The organism is Stenotrophomonas sp. NRRL B-14846 (genome assembly GCF_050473585.1).
Classification (GTDB): domain Bacteria; phylum Pseudomonadota; class Gammaproteobacteria; order Xanthomonadales; family Xanthomonadaceae; genus Stenotrophomonas.
The window spans coordinates 838763-855824 of sequence record NZ_JBFLUN010000022.1 but is presented as its reverse complement, the minus strand read 5'-3'; the positions used below and the strand labels follow the sequence as shown (position 1 = coordinate 855824).

The window sequence follows — 17062 nt, the reverse complement described above, 5'->3', positions numbered from 1 at the left end:
GTTCCAGTGAAGAAGGCGCTGCGTAAGGCGCGGTGGGGGGGCAGCGCCTCGGATCGTGCACAGCATCGGCGACCCGCACAAGCAGTGCACTGAATGCAAGGCAACCGCATCAGCGCCTTCCGCGTTTCCGGCCCGCCGGCAAGGTCCAATCCGCCCTTGTCGATACAAATAGTTACGTTATAACATTTCACGTCAACTTCACGGATCGTGTCATGCGCCGCCATCTCCTTGCTGCAGCCATTCTGTTCGCCGTCCACACCGCCCAGGCCGCGGACGAACCCACCCTCCCCACCCTCCAGGTCCAGGCCTCTCAGCCCTCGCGCATCGACAGCCGGGTCACCGTCGACAACCCACAGGCGCAGAACCGCACCCTCGGCGGCCTGCTCGAACACGTTTCCGGTGTGCAGAGCACCGCCTTCGGGCCGAACGCGGGCGCCCCGGTCATCCGCAGCCTCAGCGGCAACCGCGTGCAGATCCTGCAGGACGGCCAGTCGATTCTGGGCATGAACGCGATCAGCGGCGACATCAACATTCCGTTCGATCCACTGTTCGTGCGCAGCGTCACCGTCAACAAATCCTCCGACACGGTGCGCTATGGCGGCAACGCGATCGGCGGCAGCGTGGAGATCGACTCGGGCCTGATCTCGCGCAGCATGGAAGACAAGGACCAGTCGATGGAGCTGGTCCTGCGCAAGGGCTTCAACGCCGCCGACGCGCAGGGCTTCCGCATGAACTTCAACAACCAGCGCAATTTCTCCACCAACCTGCAGGTATCGCGCCAGCGCATCTCGCACTACGACATCCCCGGCAACAGCAAGGCCAGTGTCTGCAACACCGGGCTGTTCCCGGCCGGTGGCGGCGTCAATTCGGCGCTGGCCGACAGCTGCCAGAAAGAAGCGCGCGTCCAGCAGCTCTACAACAAGGCCTCGCAGCCGTACATCGACCAGTTCATGACCGAGAACCCGGACTGGGCCGACGGCGATTTCTCGTTCTACACGAACAGTCCGACCTCGATCTGGCAGCGCCGCACCTACATCAATCCGGTCAACCCGGCCTACGTGCCCGGCACGCCGTCGTACGTGCAGAAGCAGATCAACAACGATGTGACGCCCGACTACCATCACCGGCTGGGCAACAGCTATGCGCGCAACAGTCAGGTGGCCTTCGGCTCGACCCTGTTCTTCGACCGTGGCTACGTGGGTGTCAGCATCGATGCCAAGGACAGCGAGTACGGCGTACCGGGCTTCTCGATGCAGAACCTGTCGTTCGGTTCCAACTATGCCGATGGCCTGCCGGTGGGCGTGGTGATCAAGCAACAGCGCTACGCGCTGGAAGCCCTGCTGCGCGATCCGCTGCCGTGGTTCGAGCGCGCGGAACTCCGCGTTTCCAGGCTGGACAACACCTCGGGCGAGCGGCTGGGCGCCACCAAGGCCAACGACTACGATTTCGAGAGCACCCAGGCCGAGTTGCTGCTCAGCCATCAACGCGTCGGCCCGCTCAGCGGCCTGCTCGGTTTCAGTCATCAGTCGCGTGATGTCACCGGCAGCGGCTCGCAGCGCTACCTGCCGGACGTGGACACGCGCAGCAATGCGGTGTTCCTGAAGGAAACGCTCGACTTCGGCTGGGCCACCTTCGATGCCGGCGTGCGCCACGAGCGCGTCGACCACGCACTGCAGCCCAGCCGCTTCAAGACCGCGCGCAATGCCGCCAACACCAGACTGCAGGACCGCGATTACCGGCTCAACAGCTACAGCCTCGGCTCGTACGTCGAGCTCGGCCCCTTGTTCGCGGCCAAGGTCCGTTACTCATCCTCACAGCGCGCCCCGGAAATCAACGAGCTGTATGCCAGCAACGCGCACTACTCGGTGATGACGCAGGAAGAAGGCAACCAGAACCTGGAACCGGAGCGCGCGAAGAACCTGGAACTGACCGGCCTGTTCCACCTCGGTGGTTTCGAGCTGTCCGCCACCGCGTACCGGATGCGGTACGAGAACTACCTCTACCTCGGCTACTCCGGCCTGCAGACCGCCAACCGCCTGCCACTGAAGTACTGGAAGCAGACCGACACCACGGTGAAGGGCTTCGAGATCGACGCGTCGCAGGCACTGGACCTGGGCCGTTATGGCACGTTGAACGTCTCCGCCTTCGCCGACCTGGTGAAGAACAAGGCCGACCACCCCGATTCGCTGCGCGCCCACAACGACGGCGAGTACCTGCCGAACATGCCGACCAACCGTTACGGCGCCAACCTGCAGTGGCAGCGCGAAGGCTGGAAGGCACAACTGTCCAGCACCTACTACGACACGCAGAAGTACCTTGGTCGAAATGTCAGCGAGGAAGTGCCGCTGGATGCATTCAACCTGGTCGACCTGCAGGTCAGCCGCGAACTCCCAGTGCGCAACAGCTACATCGCCGGCATGGAAATTTTCGTCAACGGCAGCAACCTGCTCAATGAAGAAGCACGGCCGCACAACTCGCCACTGAAGTACATCGCACCACTGCCGGGGCTGGGCTTCCAGGTGGGGGTGACGGTGAAGCTCTGAGCGGACAATGGATCCGCCGCCATCCACTGATCGATGATCGGTGGATGGTGATTCAGAGATGAGTACTGGAGCAAAGAAAAACGCCTGCAGATCGAGGATCTGCAGGCGCTTCTTTGTATCTGGCGGAGTGAGAGGGATTCGAACCCTCGATAGAGCTTTTGACCCTATACTCCCTTAGCAGGGGAGCCCCTTCGGCCACTCGGGCATCACTCCGGGGTTTTCTCCGCGTCTGGTGCGTTGCACCTCAGCGGGGCGTGAATCATAACGTTAATCGAGTGCGAAGGTAAAGCGTTATTCGGCAGAATTTTCGCTACCGGTGCCACCGGCTTCATCACCACGCTGGATGCGCTGGTAGATCTCTTCGCGATGCACAGCGACGTCCTTCGGCGCAGTGATGCCGATACGCACCTGGTTACCCTTGACGCCAAGCACGGTGACGCTCACCGAGTCACCGATCATCAGGGTTTCGCCGACGCGGCGAGTCAGGATCAACATTTTTGTAAGTCTCCATGGAACCGTGTGGAAGGGTATCCCCCACCGGCTTGACGCTCCGTCAAGAAGCGCTACCACGACAAAGGGAAAAGATTCGCAATGGTACCGTCAGCCGTCCCGCTCCTACAAGGAGGGGGACGGCAGGGTTCATCACAGGCGGGGGCTGACCCATTCGACGACTGCAGCCAGCGCAGTGGCAAGGGCGGGCCCGTCCTCGCCACCACCCTGGGCGAGGTCCGGGCGTCCGCCGCCCTTGCCCCCGATCTGACCGGCGATATGGGACAACAGTTCCCCGGCCTTGACCTTGCCCATTGCGCTGCCGTTCACGCCCGCGACCAGGGCCGCCTTGCCGTCCTGGGCGCCGGCCAGCACGATCACCGCGTTGCCGAGCTGCTGCTTCAGGCGGTCCACGGCATCACGCAGGGCCTTGGCATCGAAGCCCTCCAGGCGGGCGGCCAGCACCTTCACGCCGGCAACCTCGACGGCCTGGCCGGACAGGTCGGCCGTGGCGCCGGCGGCGACCTTGGCCTTCACGGCGTCCAGTTCGCGTTCCAGCTGCTTCTGGCGCTGGCCGAGCGCACGGATCTTCTCGACCACGTCGGCAGCGCTGCCGCCGAGCAGGTCGGCGGCCTCGGCCAGGCGGGCCTCTTCGGCGTCCACGTAATCCAGGGCGCCCTGGCCGGTGACCGCCTCGATGCGGCGCACGCCGGCGGAAACACCGCCCTCGGAGGTGATCTTGAACAGGCCGATGTCGCCGGTACGGTTGACGTGGGTGCCGCCGCACAGCTCGGTGGAGTAGTCACCCATCTTCAGCACGCGCACGTGCTCACCGTACTTCTCGCCGAACAGGGCCATCGCGCCGAAGTCCAGCGCTTCCTGCATGGCCATGGTGTGCACTTCGGCGGCGTTGTTGGCACGCACCTGCTGGTTGACCTTGCGCTCGATCACCGCCAGCTCTTCCGCGCTGATCGGCTGGAAGTGCGAGAAGTCGAAACGCAGGCGGTCCGGCGCGACCAGCGAGCCCTTCTGCTGCACGTGGGTACCCAGCACTTCGCGCAGCGCGGCGTGCAGCAGGTGGGTGGCCGAGTGGTTGAGGATGGTGGCGCCACGGCGCTCGCCATCGACCTGGCCGGACAGGACATCGCCGACCTTCAGGCCGCCTTCGGACAGGGTGCCGACGTGGCCATGGAACTGGCCGGCAAACTTCTGGGTGTCCTCCACCGCCAGGCGCACGCCGTTGCCGGTCAGCACGCCGGTGTCACCGACCTGGCCGCCGGATTCGGCGTAGAACGGGGTCTGGTTGGTGATGACGATGACCGAATCACCCGCATCGGCCGACTGCACCGGGCGACCGTCCTTCAGCAGGGCGAGCACGCTCAGGCCGTCGGCCTGCAGGCGGTCATAGCCCAGGAACACGGTCGGGCTGAGGGTGGCCACCAGCTCGGCCGGCAGGGTCACGCCGCCGCCGAACTTGCCGGCCGCACGTGCGGTCTCGCGCTGCTGTTCCATCGCGGCATCGAAGCCGGCGATGTCGACCGTCAGGTCGCGCTCGCGGGCGATGTCCTGGGTCAGGTCGAGCGGGAAGCCATAGGTGTCGTACAGGCGGAAGGCGTCAACGCCCGGGATCACGCCATTGCTGGCCTTGCCGGCCACGTCCTCGAAGATCTTCATGCCGGCATCGAGGGTTTCAGCGAAACGCTCTTCCTCGGCCTGCAGCGCACGGGTGACGGTATCCACCGCCGCCGGCAGCTCCGGGTAGGCCTCGCCCATCTGCTCGACCAGGGTCGGCACCAGCTTGCTGAAGAACGGCTGGCGCACACCCAGCATCCAGCCATGGCGCAGGGCGCGGCGGATGATACGGCGCAGTACGTAGCCGCGGCCTTCGTTGGACGGCAGCACGCCGTCGACGATCAGGAACGAACAGGCGCGGATGTGATCGGCGATCACGCGCAGCGACTTGTTTTCCAGGTCGGCGGTACCGGTCAGCTCGGACGCCTTGCGGATCAGGGCCTGGAACAGGTCGATCTCGTAGTTGGTGTGCACGTGCTGCAGGATCGCCGCCAGGCGCTCCAGGCCCATGCCGGTATCCACGCACGGCGCCGGCAGCGGCACCAGGGTGCCGTCGGGCTGGCGGTCAAACTGCATGAACACCAGGTTCCAGATTTCGATGAAGCGGTCGCCGTCCTCATCCGGGGAGCCCGGGGGGCCGCCGGCGATATGGTCACCGTGGTCGTAGAAGATCTCGGTGCACGGGCCGCACGGACCGGTGTCGGCCATCTGCCAGAAGTTGTCCGAGGCGAACGGTGCGCCCTTGTTGTCGCCGATGCGCACGATGCGCTCTTCCGGCACGCCCACCATGTCGCGCCACAGCGCGTAGGCCTCATCGTCGGTTTGGTAGACGGTGACCAGCAGGCGCTCGGCCGGCAGCTTCCAGACCTGGGTCAGCAGCTCCCAGGCCCAGGCGATCGCGTCCTTCTTGAAGTAGTCGCCGAACGACCAGTTGCCCAGCATTTCGAAGAAGGTGTGGTGACGGGCGGTGTAGCCGACCTGGTCGAGGTCGTTGTGCTTGCCGCCCGCGCGCAGGCAGCGCTGCACGTCGGCCGCGCGCACGTAGCTGCGCTTCTCCGCGCCAAGGAACACGTCCTTGAACTGCACCATGCCGGAGTTGGTAAACAGCAGGGTCGGATCATTGCCCGGCACCAGCGGCGCCGACGGCACGATGGTGTGGCCTTTGCCCTTGAAGAATTCAAGGAAGTCGCTGCGGATCTGGGAAGTCGTGAATTTGGCGGATGCGTTCATTGGGGGCTGGCAGTCTGCGGGCCGGCGGACCCGGACCACCGGCCGCGTTGGCCAGGGTCGCGAGGGACCGCCGAAAACCTAAAGGGTATCAGGCCCGGCGCCGCCAGTCTCAGTCATCCGGGTCGTAGCGGGTCGCACGGCGGATGCTGTCGCCGTCGAAGCCCCGCCGGGCCAGCAGATCGGCGACCTTGCGCCGCTGCGTCAGGTCCTGCGGACCGGCCTCGCCGAAGCGTCGGCGGACCAGATCACGGGCATTTTCCTGCCAGTCGCCTTCGTAGCTGTCCATCGCCGCCGCAATCGCGGCACTGTCCAGGCCATGGGTACCCAGTTCGGCACGGACATGGATCGGACCATAGCCGGTGTTGGCGCGCATCCGCACCAGGTTCTCGGCAAATCGGGTGTCGTCCTGCCAGCCGGCTTCGGTCAGCTTGGCGACAGCGGCCTGCGCGGCTTCGTCTTCGATGCCGCGAGCGGTCAGCTTACGGGTGAGTTCCTTGCGCGAGTGCTCACGGCGGACAAGCAGGCCCAGTGCCCGTTGCACGGGCGTCTGCTCGCGCGGCCGACGTTTGCGGCCGGTGGGAATGTCGTCAGCGTCGGACATCGGTGCTCCAAGGGTGGCGCCGTCCGTGGCGCCCTGCCCATCCCTGGGCGATTCGAACCTGCGGGACAGGGCGACGTCACTGACGGCGCCGCCCTGCCCCACAGCAAGCCTTATTCGTCGTCGCCTTCGTCGTCGCCTTCCTCACGGCTGGCTTCGGTCGGCTGGAACTTCTCGCGCAGCTCGGCTTCGAGCTTGGCGGCGACCGTCGGGTTGTCGCGCAGGTAGCCGCGGGCATTGTCCTTGCCCTGGCCGATGCGTTCTTCGCCGTAGCTGTACCAGGCACCGGCCTTCTCGACCAGCTTGGCGTCCACGCCCATATCGATCAGTTCGCCTTCGCGGCTGATGCCCTCGCCGTACAGGATCTCGGTGATGACCTGCTTGAACGGAGGCGCCAGCTTGTTCTTGACGACCTTGATCTTGGTCTGGTTGCCGATGATCTCGTCGCCCTTCTTGATCGCGCCGATGCGACGGATGTCCAGGCGGACCGAGGCGTAGAACTTCAGCGCGTTGCCGCCGGTGGTGGTTTCCGGGCTCTGGCCCGGCATCATCACGCCGATCTTCATGCGCAGCTGGTTGATGAAGACCACCAGGGTATTGGAGCGCTTGATGTTGCCGGTCAGCTTGCGCAGCGCCTGGCTCATCAGGCGGGCCTGCAGGCCCGGCAGCTGGTCGCCCATTTCGCCTTCGATTTCGGCCTTCGGGGTCAGCGCGGCGACCGAGTCGATCACCAGGATGTCGACCGAACCGGAACGGACCAGCATGTCGGCGATTTCCAGCGCCTGCTCACCGGTATCCGGCTGCGACAGTAGCAGGTCGTCCACGTTCACGCCCAGCTTGGCGGCGTAGATCGGATCCAGCGCGTGCTCGGCGTCGATGAAGGCCGCGGTGCCGCCCATCTTCTGGCATTCGGCGATGGCCTGCAGGGTCAGCGTGGTCTTGCCCGAGGATTCCGGACCGTAGATCTCAACGACACGGCCCTTCGGCAGACCGCCAATGCCCAGCGCGATATCGAGCATCAGCGAACCGGTCGGGATGGCTTCGACGGGTTCGACCACGCGGTCGCCCATGCGCATCACCGAGCCCTTGCCGAACTGCTTTTCGATCTGGCCCAGAGCTGCAGCGAGGGCGCGCTTCTTGTTCTCGTCCATCGGATTGGTCCTTGCAGAGGTCGTGTCGTTGGGGGTGCTGTCTTTGGGGGTCTTCTTTGCCATGGGTTCACTTTAAGTCGGACGTATCGCACAGGCTGAGATTCTGCCCGGCGCTCTGAAAAGAATTATCGGACATCCGTACCAACCTCAGTGGAACCAGAGAATCGCCACAAAAGACCGCGGGGTAATGCGCTGTGGAACAGGTCAACGGTTGGGCCGCAGCAGGCCGCAATAGAGGCCTTCAATCGCGAAGTCCTGATCCGGCAGCACCTCGATCGGCTTGTAGTCGGGGTTGCGCGGCAGCAGGCGGATGCGGTCCTTGGCGATCTTCAGCAGCTTCACGGTGATCTCGTCATCGATGCGGGCCACCACGATCTGCCCGGAATGGGCATCGCGGGTGCGGTGCACACCGATCAGGTCACCGTCGAAGATGCCCTCGTCGATCATCGAATCGCCCTGCACCTTCAGCAGGTAGTCCGGCGCCGGCGAGAAGAACACCCGGTCCAGCACCACGAAATCGTCCGAGCCGATGTCGGCGCCGATCGGCAGGCCGGCCGCGACCCGGCCCAGCACCGGCAGGCGCAGGACGCTGTCGGGCAGGCCCGGCTCGGCCAGCTTTTCGACCGGCGGTGCCTGCACCAGGCGGATGCCGCGGGCCTGGCCGGGGATGCGACGGATCGCACCGGCCTGCTCCAGGGCTTCCAGGTGGTACTGGGCCGCGCGTACGCCCTTGAAGCCGAACGCACGTGCGATTTCAGTCTGCGACGGCGGCGCGCCTTCGCTCTCGATACGCTCGGCGATCAACTGCAGGATCGCCTGCTGGGTGTCGGTCAGGTCCATGGTTAGTAGTATTACTACTAATGCATGGAACTGCAAGTGCCGGGGGCGACTCGGCGAGAGCTGTGGTGCCGAGCCGTGCTCGGCAATCGCGCGAACGGCTGGGCTGACCTGGGCAAGAGCAGCCGAGCATGGCTCGGCCCTACAGGAATCGCTGCGCGATTCTGCGGTTCCTGTGGAACCGCGACAGGCGCACTTCGTGCACCTGCCTACGTGTGTTTACCGCTTCTCCATATCGAGAACAGGATCCACACGCCGCAGAAGCCGGCGCCGATGAAACCGCACACGCCCAGCGCCAGCAGCCAGCGGCTGGAGACGCCACCAACGCTGTGCATCACGATCGACGAGCCGATGATCAATGCGGCGGTGACGATGCCCATCACCAGCCGGTTCGCGGCGCGGTTGACCTGCTCGCCGAAGCCCTGCAGCGCGCTGGTTTCCACCTTCAGCTGCAGGCGCCCACGGCGGGCTGCCTGGACCAGCTTGCGCAGGTCGCGTGGCAGTTCGCCGGCGAAGTCGACCAGGCCCAGCAGGCTGCGCCGGCCGCGCTTGAGCAGCGCCCTGGGCGCGTAGCGCTGCAGCACCACCCGCTCCAGGAAGGGGCGCGCAGCACTGGCCATGTCGAAATCCGGGTCGAGCTGCCGGCCCATGCCTTCCAGGGTCAGGAACGCCTTGATCATCAACGCCAGGTCGGCCGGCAGGGTCAGGCTGTAGCTGCGCAGCAGCTGGGTGATGTCGCCCAGCATCAGGCCGATCCGCAGGTCCTTCAACGGCACGCCGCGGTACTGGTCGACGAACTGGCTGATGTCGTGCTGCAGCCGGTTCTCGTCCACTTCCACCCCACCGGCCCAGTCCAGCAGCACGTCGGCCACGCCCTGCGGGTCCTGCTCGACCAGGCCATGCAGCAACTGCGCGACCTGGAAGCGGCGCACCTCCGACAACGCACCGACCATGCCGAAATCGATCACGCCGATGCGGCCGTCACGCAGGTAGATGATGTTGCCGGGGTGCGGGTCGGCATGGAAGCTGCCGTCCTCCAGCACCATCTTCAGCACGATGTCCGCACCGCGTCGCGCCAATTCGCGCCGGTCCAGGCCCGCCGCGTCGACGCCGGCCAGGTCGCGCCCGGGAATGCCGTCGACGAAGTCCTGCACATTCAGGCTTTCGCAGGTCCACTGCCAGTGCACGTCGGGAATCAGGATGTCGTCGCGGCCCTTGAAGTTGCGCGCGATGCGCTCGGCATTGCGGCATTCGGCGGCAAAATCCAGCTCGCGGCGCAGCGACACGGTGAACTGCTGCACGACCTCAGCCGGGCGGTAACGACGCAGGTCCGGCAGGCGCGCCTCGACGATCTCTGCCAACCGCGCCAGCAGCCGCAGGTCGGCCTCGACCACATCGCGGATGCCGGGGCGCCGCACCTTCAGCACCACCTCGCGACCATCATGCAGGCGCGCGCGATGCGCCTGCGCCAGCGAGGCGGCGGCCATCGGGGTTTCATCGAGGAAGGCGAACACATCGGCGGGCGATGCGCCCAGGTCGGCTTCGAGCTGCTCGCGGATATCCGCATATGGCAGCGCCGGCACTGCGTTCTGCAGTTCAGAGAGCTCGGCGATCCATTCCGGCGGCAGCAGGTCAACGCGCGTCGCCAGCACCTGGCCAAGCTTGACGAAGGTCGGGCCGAGATCCTGCATCGCGCTGCGCACGCGCACCGGCGCGGTCATCCGCAGCAGTTCCTGCCGCTCCTCGTTCCAGTGCAGCAGGCGCCCTGCCCGCTCCAGCGTGCTGGCCAGGCCGATGCGCCGCACCACGTCGCCGAAGCCATAGCGGATCAGGACGACGGCGATTTCCTGCAGTCGGCCCAGGTCACGGACCGTGCCCAGCGTTTCCCACATCATGCGTGCTCCGGACGATTACCGGAGCAGCATGTCACAGCTGGGCGTCGATACCGCGCAATGCCGCCGCCACGGTTTGCCGGCGGATGGCTTCGCGGTCGCCGTCGAACTGGAACAGCTCGGCGCGGGCGTAGCCACCACGGCGCTTCCAGCCGATCCAGACACTGCCGACCGGCTTGTCCGGACTGCCACCGCCGGGGCCGGCGATGCCGGTGACCGCCACGGCGATGCCGGCACCGGAATTGACCAGTGCGCCGGACACCATTTCCAGCACGGTTTCGCGGCTGACCGCACCGTACTGCTCCAGGGTCTGCGCACGTACGCCCAGCAGGCGCTGCTTGGCCTCGTAGCTGTAGACCACCATGCCGCAGTCGAAGAACGCCGAGGAACCGGCGATGTCGGTCATGCACTTGGCGATCCAGCCGCCACTGCAGCTTTCGGCGGTTACCAGCTGCAGCGAGGCCTGTTGCAGGCGCTGCCCGAGCGCGGCGGACTGGGCGTTGAGATCGGCGTTGGTGGGGATGGACATCGGCATGACGGTGGGGTGAAGAACCTGCACGTTGTACCGCAGATGACAGCTGGATGTCGCGGGCCGCCGCGATGGCAGCGGCCGGGCCTGGCCCGGCGCTACCTCACCACTCCGGCAGTTTCTCCGGCAGCAGCGCCCGGATCGGCGCGCCATCGGCACTGGCGGCCAGCTTCTCGGCTTCGGCGATCGGCAGGTCCACCTGCAGCAGCCAGCCCTCTTCATCGGCCTGTTCGCTGCGGATCACTTCCAGCTGGTGCAGGCGCGCACGCAGGCGGCCGGCATCCGGCGGCAGGCGCAATTCGCCGGTGACATGCTGCAGGCCCAGGCGCTTGCCCAGCACTGCCTGAAGCAGCTCAAGGCCCTGCCCGTCACGCGCGGAAATCCAGACGCGTTCACGACGCGACTCGTCGGGCACGCCATCCTGGCCATCGTGGCGGACGTCGGCACCTTCGATGCGGTCGATCTTGTTGAACACCAGCAACTGCGGCAGGTCACCGGCACCGACCGCGGTCAGCACCTCGTCCACCTGGGCGATGCGCTCCTCGCGGTGCGGATCGGCAGCATCGACCACGTGCAGCAGGAAATCGGCCTCGCGCGCCTCGGACAGGGTCGAGCGGAACGCAGCGACCAGATCATGCGGCAGATCGCGGACGAAGCCGACGGTGTCGGCCAGCACCACGTTGCCGCCCGGCACCGCGATGCGGCGCACGGTCGGATCCAGCGTTGCGAACAGCTGGTCGGCGGCGTAGGCCTCAGCGCCGGTCATGGCGTTGAACAGGGTCGATTTGCCAGCGTTGGTGTAGCCCACCAGGGCGACACGCGGCAGCTCGCTGCGCACGCGCGCACGGCGCATCTGGGTGCGCTGCACTTCCACCTTTTCCAGGCGCTTCTGCAGCTGCTCGACCCGCTTCTGCAGCAGGCGGCGGTCGGTTTCCAGCTGGGTTTCACCCGGGCCGCGCAGGCCGATCGAACCGCCGCGCTGACGCTCCAGGTGGGTCCAGCCGCGCACCAGCCGCGTGGCCAGGTGACGCAGCTGCGCCAGCTCGACCTGCAGCTTGCCTTCGTGGCTGTGCGCACGCTGGGCGAAGATGTCCAGGATCAGGCCGGTACGGTCGATCACCCGGCGCTCGAGGAAGCGTTCCAGGTTGCGCTCCTGGCCCGGGCTCAACGCATGGTTGACCAGGATCAGGTCGGCACCGCTGGCATCGGCCGCGGCCTTGATCTCGTCCAGCTTGCCGCTGCCGATCAGGGTCGACGGATTCGGGCGATCCAGGCGCGCGGTGATCGTCGCGGCGATGCTGGCCCCAGCCGAGCGGGCCAGATCACCGAACTCTTCAAGCACATCGTCTTCCAGCTTGCCGAAATGGGGCTGGATCAGCAGGGCGTGTTCGCCCTTTTTCGAGCGGTCAAACATTCACCGCTCCGGTATTACTCGTCTGCTTCATCACCTGCCTGACCACCTTCACCCGACTGCACATAACCACCGCCCGGACCGACCTTCACATTGCGTGCCGGAACCACCGTGGAAATGGCGTGCTTGTAGACCATCTGACTGACCGTGTTGCGCAGCAGGACCACGAACTGGTCGAACGACTCGATCGTGCCCTGCAGCTTGATGCCGTTCACCAGGTACACCGAAACCGGCACGCGTTCGCGCCGCAGTGCGTTCAAGAAAGGATCCTGCAGCGATTGCCCCTTGGACATTGCACACTCCTGATTATTGTTCTTATTGGGTTGCCGACGGTTGCCACGGCCCCCGAGCCGCCCGCCGACCGATGATGTTACACGGCTGGCGGGGGTTCAGCGTGCGACGAAGGTCGACACCGCGCCGGCCAGGCGCTCGTGGTCGATATGGGGGTCGAACCAGCGCGCATCAAGCTCGCCGCGCAGCCAGGTCAGCTGGCGCTTGGCCAGCTGGCGGGTGGCGAAGATCGCCTTGTCACGGAAACGGGCGGCATCGCCCTCCCCGTCCAGGTACTCCCAGGCCTGGCGATAGCCGACCGCACGCACCGCCGGCAGGTCCAACGGCGTCTCCACGGCGGCCATTTCCGGCATCGCGCGCAGTGTCCGCACCTCGTCCAGAAAGCCCTGCGCCAGCATGGCGTCGAAGCGCGCCTCGATGCGCTGGTGCAGTACGGCGCGGTCACGTGGGGCCAGGACCAGCTTGAGCGTGCGCACCGGCAACGGCGCCACGCCCGGCCGGCGCTGCCACTCCGTGATGGGGGTGCCGGTCAGGCGATAGACCTCCAGCGCCCGCTGGATCCGCTGCGGGTCGGTGGCATGGATGCGTGCGGCGGCCGCCGGATCAACCTTGGCCAGTTCCGCATGCAGTGCCGCCCAGCCGCGTTCGGCGGCTTCGGCGCTGAGCGCTTCGCGCGTCGCCGGATCGGCCTCCGGCATCGGCGACAGACCCTGCAGCAGCGCCCGGAAGTACAGGCCGGTGCCACCGGCCAGGATCGGTGTCCTGCCACGCGCCACGATGTCGGCCACGACCCGGCCGGCATCAGCGGCGAATTCGGCCGCCGAGTACGTCTGCCAGGGATCGCGCAGGTCCAGCAGATGGTGCAGTGCCTGCGCGCGCTCGGCCGCATCGGGCTTGGCCGAGCCGATATCCAGGTGGCGGTACACCAGCGCCGAATCGACGCTGACGATTTCGCCGTCCAGTTGCTGCGCCAGGGCAATCGCGGTGGCGGTCTTGCCACTGGCGGTCGGCCCCATCACCGCGATCGCCAGCGGGCGCCGGTCGATACCCATCAGTCTTCGTCCGGCCAACGGATCGTCGGCGTGGCGTCGGCGCGCGGCGTGGGCACCGCCTCGACCGCCTGCCAGACCTTCAACGCATCGACGGTGGCCGCCACGTCATGCACGCGAACGATGCGTGCACCGCGCTGCACCGCGATCAGATGCGCGGCCACCGAGGCCGCCACCCGCTCGGACGGCAGGTCGCGGCCAGTCAGCTCACCAAGGCTGCGCTTGCGCGACAGGCCGGCCAGCATCGGCACGCCCAGTTCCAGGAAGCGTTCCGAGCGCGCCAGCAGGGTCATGTTGTGGGCCGTGGTCTTGCCGAAGCCGAAACCGAGGTCAACCAGCAGGTTCTTCTTCGCGATGCCGGCCATTTCTGCAGCGAACAGGCGCTGCACCAGGAAACCGTGCACCTCGGCAACCACGTCGTCGTAGTGCGGATCGGCCTGCATGTGGCCGGGTTCGCCCTGCATGTGCATCAACACCACCGGCACGCCGGCTTCAGCGGCGGCGTCCAGCGCACCCTCCTGGCGCAGGCCATAGATGTCATTGATCATGCCCGCGCCGGCGGCCACGGCCGCACGCATCACCTCCGGCTTGAAGGTGTCGATGCTGATCGGAACCTGCGTACGGGCGGCCAGCTGCTCGATCACCGGAATCACCCGGCGCAGCTCTTCCTCGACCGATACCGGCGCGGCGCCCGGGCGGGTCGATTCGCCACCAATATCGAGCAGGTCCGCGCCCTCCTCGACCAGCTTCAGGCCATGGGCGACCGCCGACTCGGTGGTGTCGTGCGCGCCGCCATCGGAGAACGAGTCCGGGGTGACGTTGACGATGCCCATGACCCGGGCACGGTCGAGGCGCAGGATGCGGCCGGCGCAATCGAGCTGGGGCGAGGTATCGAACATGGGCAATCCTGCAGGGACAACGGCGGGTAGTTTAGTTCGGCAGGGCGGCGCCCTGCACCCGCAGAGGCCAGAGCTACAGCAACAGCAACTGCGGCATTCCGTGTGATGGCGGGGTGGGTCCGGTTGCGGGAGACGCCGTGAACCCGTCATTGGGGGCTTGGCCGCAGCATCCATGCCGCGGACACTCCCACAACCAGACCCACCCCGCCTTCGACAGATTTCTGCGATCTGTCGGAGCAGCTCTTGGGGTCAGATCCGTTTTCCGGAGGAAAACGGATCTGACCCCATTCTTGTACGTCGACATCTGACAGATGTGTCGACCAAGGTCGACATCTACCAACAGCAACAGGAATCTGTCGAAGGTGGGGCGGTGTCGGAGTGCGGGGTGTCAGCCGCATGGATGCGGCTGCCAAGCCCCCATGGACGGGTTTACGGCGTCCCCGCACTCCGACGCCGCCCCACCATCCCAAGGAATGCCCGCTTCTGCTGTTGCTGTTGAGGTTGCCGGCCAGCGGCCGGCACTACCGCAGGTGCAGGGCGCAGCCCTGCCGATACCCTTCAACGGCGGCGGCGCTTGCGGTCCACGTACAGGGTCTTGGCGATGCTCAGCACGATGCCGACCGCGATACCCACCACGCAGCCCAGCAGCAGGTTGTCGGCCCCCAGGCCCACACCCACGCCGACCACGGTTGCGATGACCATTTCGGCGGTGTGGGAAATCGGTTCGGGCTTCGGGGCTTGCTGGTTCATCGCGGGCGGTCAGGCAATTGGGGAGAACGTGCCATTCTCCCCCACTTTCCTGCGGCTGGCAGCCTCAGGGCTTCAGCAAACCCGGCCAACTGTCCTCATCTATCGTGCGCACGGGACCGATGACCCGATCTGCCTCGATGCTGTAAGCCACATAGCGATTGCGAGTGAGGAAAAAATAGACCAGTTCATCGTCCCACTTGATTGCCGCTTCAATGGACCTGGCGTGACTGCTCATGCCGCCCCAATGCCAGGCGATGGGCAGCGGATAGCCAGGATCCACGCGGTCTTCGCGCAGGTCGTAACGGAGGTAGTAGCCGTTGTCGAGCAGGAAAAAGGCCTTGTCACCCTTCCAGCGCACAGCCGTCTTGATGCGCTTCACATGGCGCTCCAGGCCTGGCCAGCTACCGTCATCCACAACCATCGGATAGCCCGGCAGTACCCGGTCCTGCATCTTGTCGTACTTCAGGTACGTGCCATCGCTGAGGAAAATCCAGGCATAGCGGTCATCGTGGCTGAAGGACGCTTTCAATCGATCACGGTACTTTGCGAGCCCCGGCCAGGTGTAGTCGGACACCTTCTGCGGATAGCCCTTGTCGATGCGGCGCGAGGGCACATCGAAGCGGGCATACATGCCGTTGTCGAAGAAGATGAAGGCACGCTCCGCCGACCAGTCCAAAGCACTGGCAATGCGTTGCTGCTGCTGGCGGACCGAGACTGGTGAATCGTGGTGGATCAAGGTGTAGTCATTGGTGCCAGCAACAGGTTCTGGATCAACCCAGTGGTAGTCCGCATAAGAAACGCGCGCCAGGTGGCGTCCATTGCGCCAGACCTGAACGTCGCCGTCGCCCGAGCCCGACCAACCCAACTCACCCGCACGCTCACCTGCACCCATCAGCTTGCGGACACCCGGTTCGCCCAGCAGCGAGGGTCCGTCCAGCAGCCACCCGGCCTGCAGTTCGATGCCCATATGGCGCAAGATCGTCGGCGCGATCGACGTCTGTGAAACATGACTGTAAAGCCCGCCGAAACTCGAGTCGATAGTGGCGAGCACAGTATGGAATTCGGTATTCAACGGCCGGTTGGCGGCAATGAAGATCTCCTTCTCCTGCCGCGTCTGGCCACCGTGGCCGTGACCGCTGCCCGGGGTCCGGCCATGGTCCGTGGTGACCAGGACAAGCCAGTCCTCGTCAGTACGATTACGCTGCTTGACTGCGGAGAGCAGCTGCCCCAACTGCCGATCGGCGACTCGCAATGCGTTGTCATACGAGGCACCAAAACCGTCGGCATGAGCCACATTGTCAGGATCACTGAGATGCACGAACACTAGATCCGCAGGGGTGCGGCGCAGGGTATCGATTGCCCTAACGACGGTCGCGGCATCGGACACATCGGAAACGTTCAGATCGTTGGCGGCCACATCGCGGATCAGATACTGGGTATTGATCGGCCCCCAGCTGGAAAGGCTGGCGATGTAGGCGTCCGGCCGCGCATCGCGCAGGCGCTTGAAAACGCTCGGGAACTGCGCGTCGGTCGCCCCCGATTCGTTGGAATGGACGCCGTGCTTGTTGGCCCATACGCCGGTCAGCGCAGTTACCCAGCCCGGGCCGCTGACCGTCGGCACTTCGCTGGACGTACCGACGATGCCGCCCGTGTAGGCCGTCGCAGTCGGCAGCTGGGTCAGGACGGGGAGCTGGAGCTCCCTCGCCCGCTGGTGCTGGACCCCATCGATACCTACCAGCAGGACTTTTGGAGCGGCGCTGGTTGCCCATGGCAACGCGGCCAGGGCAAGCAGGAACAGACATCGGAGAAGGGAAATCATGT

14 protein-coding genes and 1 tRNA gene are annotated in these 17062 nt (G+C 65.8%); 1 reads left to right on the top strand and 14 read right to left on the bottom strand.

What is annotated here, in order from left to right; genetic code table 11:
- Positions 1–212: 212 nt before the first annotated feature.
- The gene (locus AB1281_RS06150; protein WP_430345312.1) at positions 213–2543 is read left to right on the top strand and encodes a TonB-dependent receptor; all 2331 of its coding nucleotides are present in this window, start codon (positions 213–215) and stop codon (positions 2541–2543) included.
- Positions 2544–2663: 120 nt separating this feature from the next.
- Here AB1281_RS06150 and AB1281_RS06145 read toward each other — a convergent pair.
- The 14 genes from AB1281_RS06145 to AB1281_RS06080 form a co-directional block, all read right to left on the bottom strand.
- Positions 2664–2756, bottom strand: a tRNA-Ser gene (locus AB1281_RS06145).
- A gap of 78 nt (positions 2757–2834) precedes the next feature.
- The gene (csrA, locus tag AB1281_RS06140) at positions 2835–3038 is read right to left on the bottom strand and encodes a carbon storage regulator CsrA (protein ID WP_004152909.1); all 204 of its coding nucleotides are present in this window, start codon (positions 3036–3038) and stop codon (positions 2835–2837) included.
- Between the two features lie 147 nt (positions 3039–3185).
- Positions 3186–5834 (bottom strand): alanine--tRNA ligase, encoded by a 2649-nt coding sequence (alaS, locus tag AB1281_RS06135; RefSeq protein ID WP_430345311.1) that lies wholly within the window; start codon positions 5832–5834, stop codon positions 3186–3188.
- Positions 5835–5943: 109 nt separating this feature from the next.
- Positions 5944–6435, bottom strand: coding sequence for a recombination regulator RecX (gene recX, locus AB1281_RS06130; protein WP_430345310.1), 492 nt, complete (start codon positions 6433–6435; stop codon positions 5944–5946).
- Positions 6436–6545: 110 nt separating this feature from the next.
- Complete coding sequence (gene recA, locus AB1281_RS06125) at positions 6546–7583, bottom strand: recombinase RecA (RefSeq protein WP_010484252.1); 1038 nt, start codon at positions 7581–7583, stop codon at positions 6546–6548.
- A gap of 204 nt (positions 7584–7787) precedes the next feature.
- Positions 7788–8423 (bottom strand): transcriptional repressor LexA, encoded by a 636-nt coding sequence (lexA, locus tag AB1281_RS06120; protein ID WP_005412936.1) that lies wholly within the window; start codon positions 8421–8423, stop codon positions 7788–7790.
- A 206-nt stretch (positions 8424–8629) separates the two neighbouring features.
- Entirely contained in the window at positions 8630–10312 is a 1683-nt protein-coding gene (gene ubiB / locus AB1281_RS06115) for a 2-polyprenylphenol 6-hydroxylase (RefSeq protein ID WP_075676554.1), read from the bottom strand.
- 34 nt (positions 10313–10346) lie between these two features.
- The gene (locus tag AB1281_RS06110; protein ID WP_430345309.1) at positions 10347–10847 is read right to left on the bottom strand and encodes a CinA family protein; all 501 of its coding nucleotides are present in this window, start codon (positions 10845–10847) and stop codon (positions 10347–10349) included.
- 97 nt (positions 10848–10944) lie between these two features.
- Entirely contained in the window at positions 10945–12255 is a 1311-nt protein-coding gene (gene hflX / locus AB1281_RS06105) for a ribosome rescue GTPase HflX (protein ID WP_430345308.1), read from the bottom strand.
- Between the two features lie 14 nt (positions 12256–12269).
- On the bottom strand, positions 12270–12545 hold the full coding sequence (gene hfq, locus AB1281_RS06100) for an RNA chaperone Hfq (protein ID WP_004152891.1): 276 nt from the start codon (positions 12543–12545) through the stop codon (positions 12270–12272).
- Between the two features lie 96 nt (positions 12546–12641).
- A complete protein-coding gene (gene miaA / locus AB1281_RS06095; RefSeq protein WP_430345307.1) occupies positions 12642–13595 on the bottom strand; it encodes a tRNA (adenosine(37)-N6)-dimethylallyltransferase MiaA in 954 nt (317 codons plus the stop codon).
- The gene (gene folP / locus AB1281_RS06090) at positions 13595–14491 is read right to left on the bottom strand and encodes a dihydropteroate synthase (RefSeq protein WP_430345306.1); all 897 of its coding nucleotides are present in this window, start codon (positions 14489–14491) and stop codon (positions 13595–13597) included. Before folP ends, miaA begins: the two co-directional genes overlap by 1 nt.
- Positions 14492–15049: 558 nt before the next feature.
- A complete protein-coding gene (locus tag AB1281_RS06085; RefSeq protein ID WP_430345305.1) occupies positions 15050–15241 on the bottom strand; it encodes a hypothetical protein in 192 nt (63 codons plus the stop codon).
- A 64-nt stretch (positions 15242–15305) separates the two neighbouring features.
- Complete coding sequence (locus tag AB1281_RS06080) at positions 15306–17060, bottom strand: alkaline phosphatase family protein (RefSeq protein WP_430345304.1); 1755 nt, start codon at positions 17058–17060, stop codon at positions 15306–15308.
- Positions 17061–17062 lie beyond the last annotated feature (2 nt).

Excerpts from the sequence above, each read along its gene's own strand:
- AB1281_RS06150 (WP_430345312.1), top strand. The coding sequence starts at position 213 with ATGCGCCGCCATCTCCTTGCTGCAGCCATTCTGTTCGCCGTCCACACC.
- csrA (WP_004152909.1), bottom strand. The coding sequence starts at position 3,038 with ATGTTGATCCTGACTCGCCGCGTCGGCGAAACCCTGATGATCGGTGAC.
- alaS (WP_430345311.1), bottom strand. The coding sequence starts at position 5,834 with ATGAACGCATCCGCCAAATTCACGACTTCCCAGATCCGCAGCGACTTC.
- recX (WP_430345310.1), bottom strand. The coding sequence starts at position 6,435 with ATGTCCGACGCTGACGACATTCCCACCGGCCGCAAACGTCGGCCGCGC.
- recA (WP_010484252.1), bottom strand. The coding sequence starts at position 7,583 with ATGGACGAGAACAAGAAGCGCGCCCTCGCTGCAGCTCTGGGCCAGATC.
- lexA (WP_005412936.1), bottom strand. The coding sequence starts at position 8,423 with ATGGACCTGACCGACACCCAGCAGGCGATCCTGCAGTTGATCGCCGAG.
- ubiB (WP_075676554.1), bottom strand. The coding sequence starts at position 10,312 with ATGTGGGAAACGCTGGGCACGGTCCGTGACCTGGGCCGACTGCAGGAA.
- AB1281_RS06110 (WP_430345309.1), bottom strand. The coding sequence starts at position 10,847 with ATGCCGATGTCCATCCCCACCAACGCCGATCTCAACGCCCAGTCCGCC.
- hflX (WP_430345308.1), bottom strand. The coding sequence starts at position 12,255 with ATGTTTGACCGCTCGAAAAAGGGCGAACACGCCCTGCTGATCCAGCCC.
- hfq (WP_004152891.1), bottom strand. The coding sequence starts at position 12,545 with ATGTCCAAGGGGCAATCGCTGCAGGATCCTTTCTTGAACGCACTGCGG.
- miaA (WP_430345307.1), bottom strand. The coding sequence starts at position 13,595 with ATGGGTATCGACCGGCGCCCGCTGGCGATCGCGGTGATGGGGCCGACC.
- folP (WP_430345306.1), bottom strand. The coding sequence starts at position 14,491 with ATGTTCGATACCTCGCCCCAGCTCGATTGCGCCGGCCGCATCCTGCGC.
- AB1281_RS06085 (WP_430345305.1), bottom strand. The coding sequence starts at position 15,241 with ATGAACCAGCAAGCCCCGAAGCCCGAACCGATTTCCCACACCGCCGAA.
- AB1281_RS06080 (WP_430345304.1), bottom strand. The coding sequence starts at position 17,060 with ATGATTTCCCTTCTCCGATGTCTGTTCCTGCTTGCCCTGGCCGCGTTG.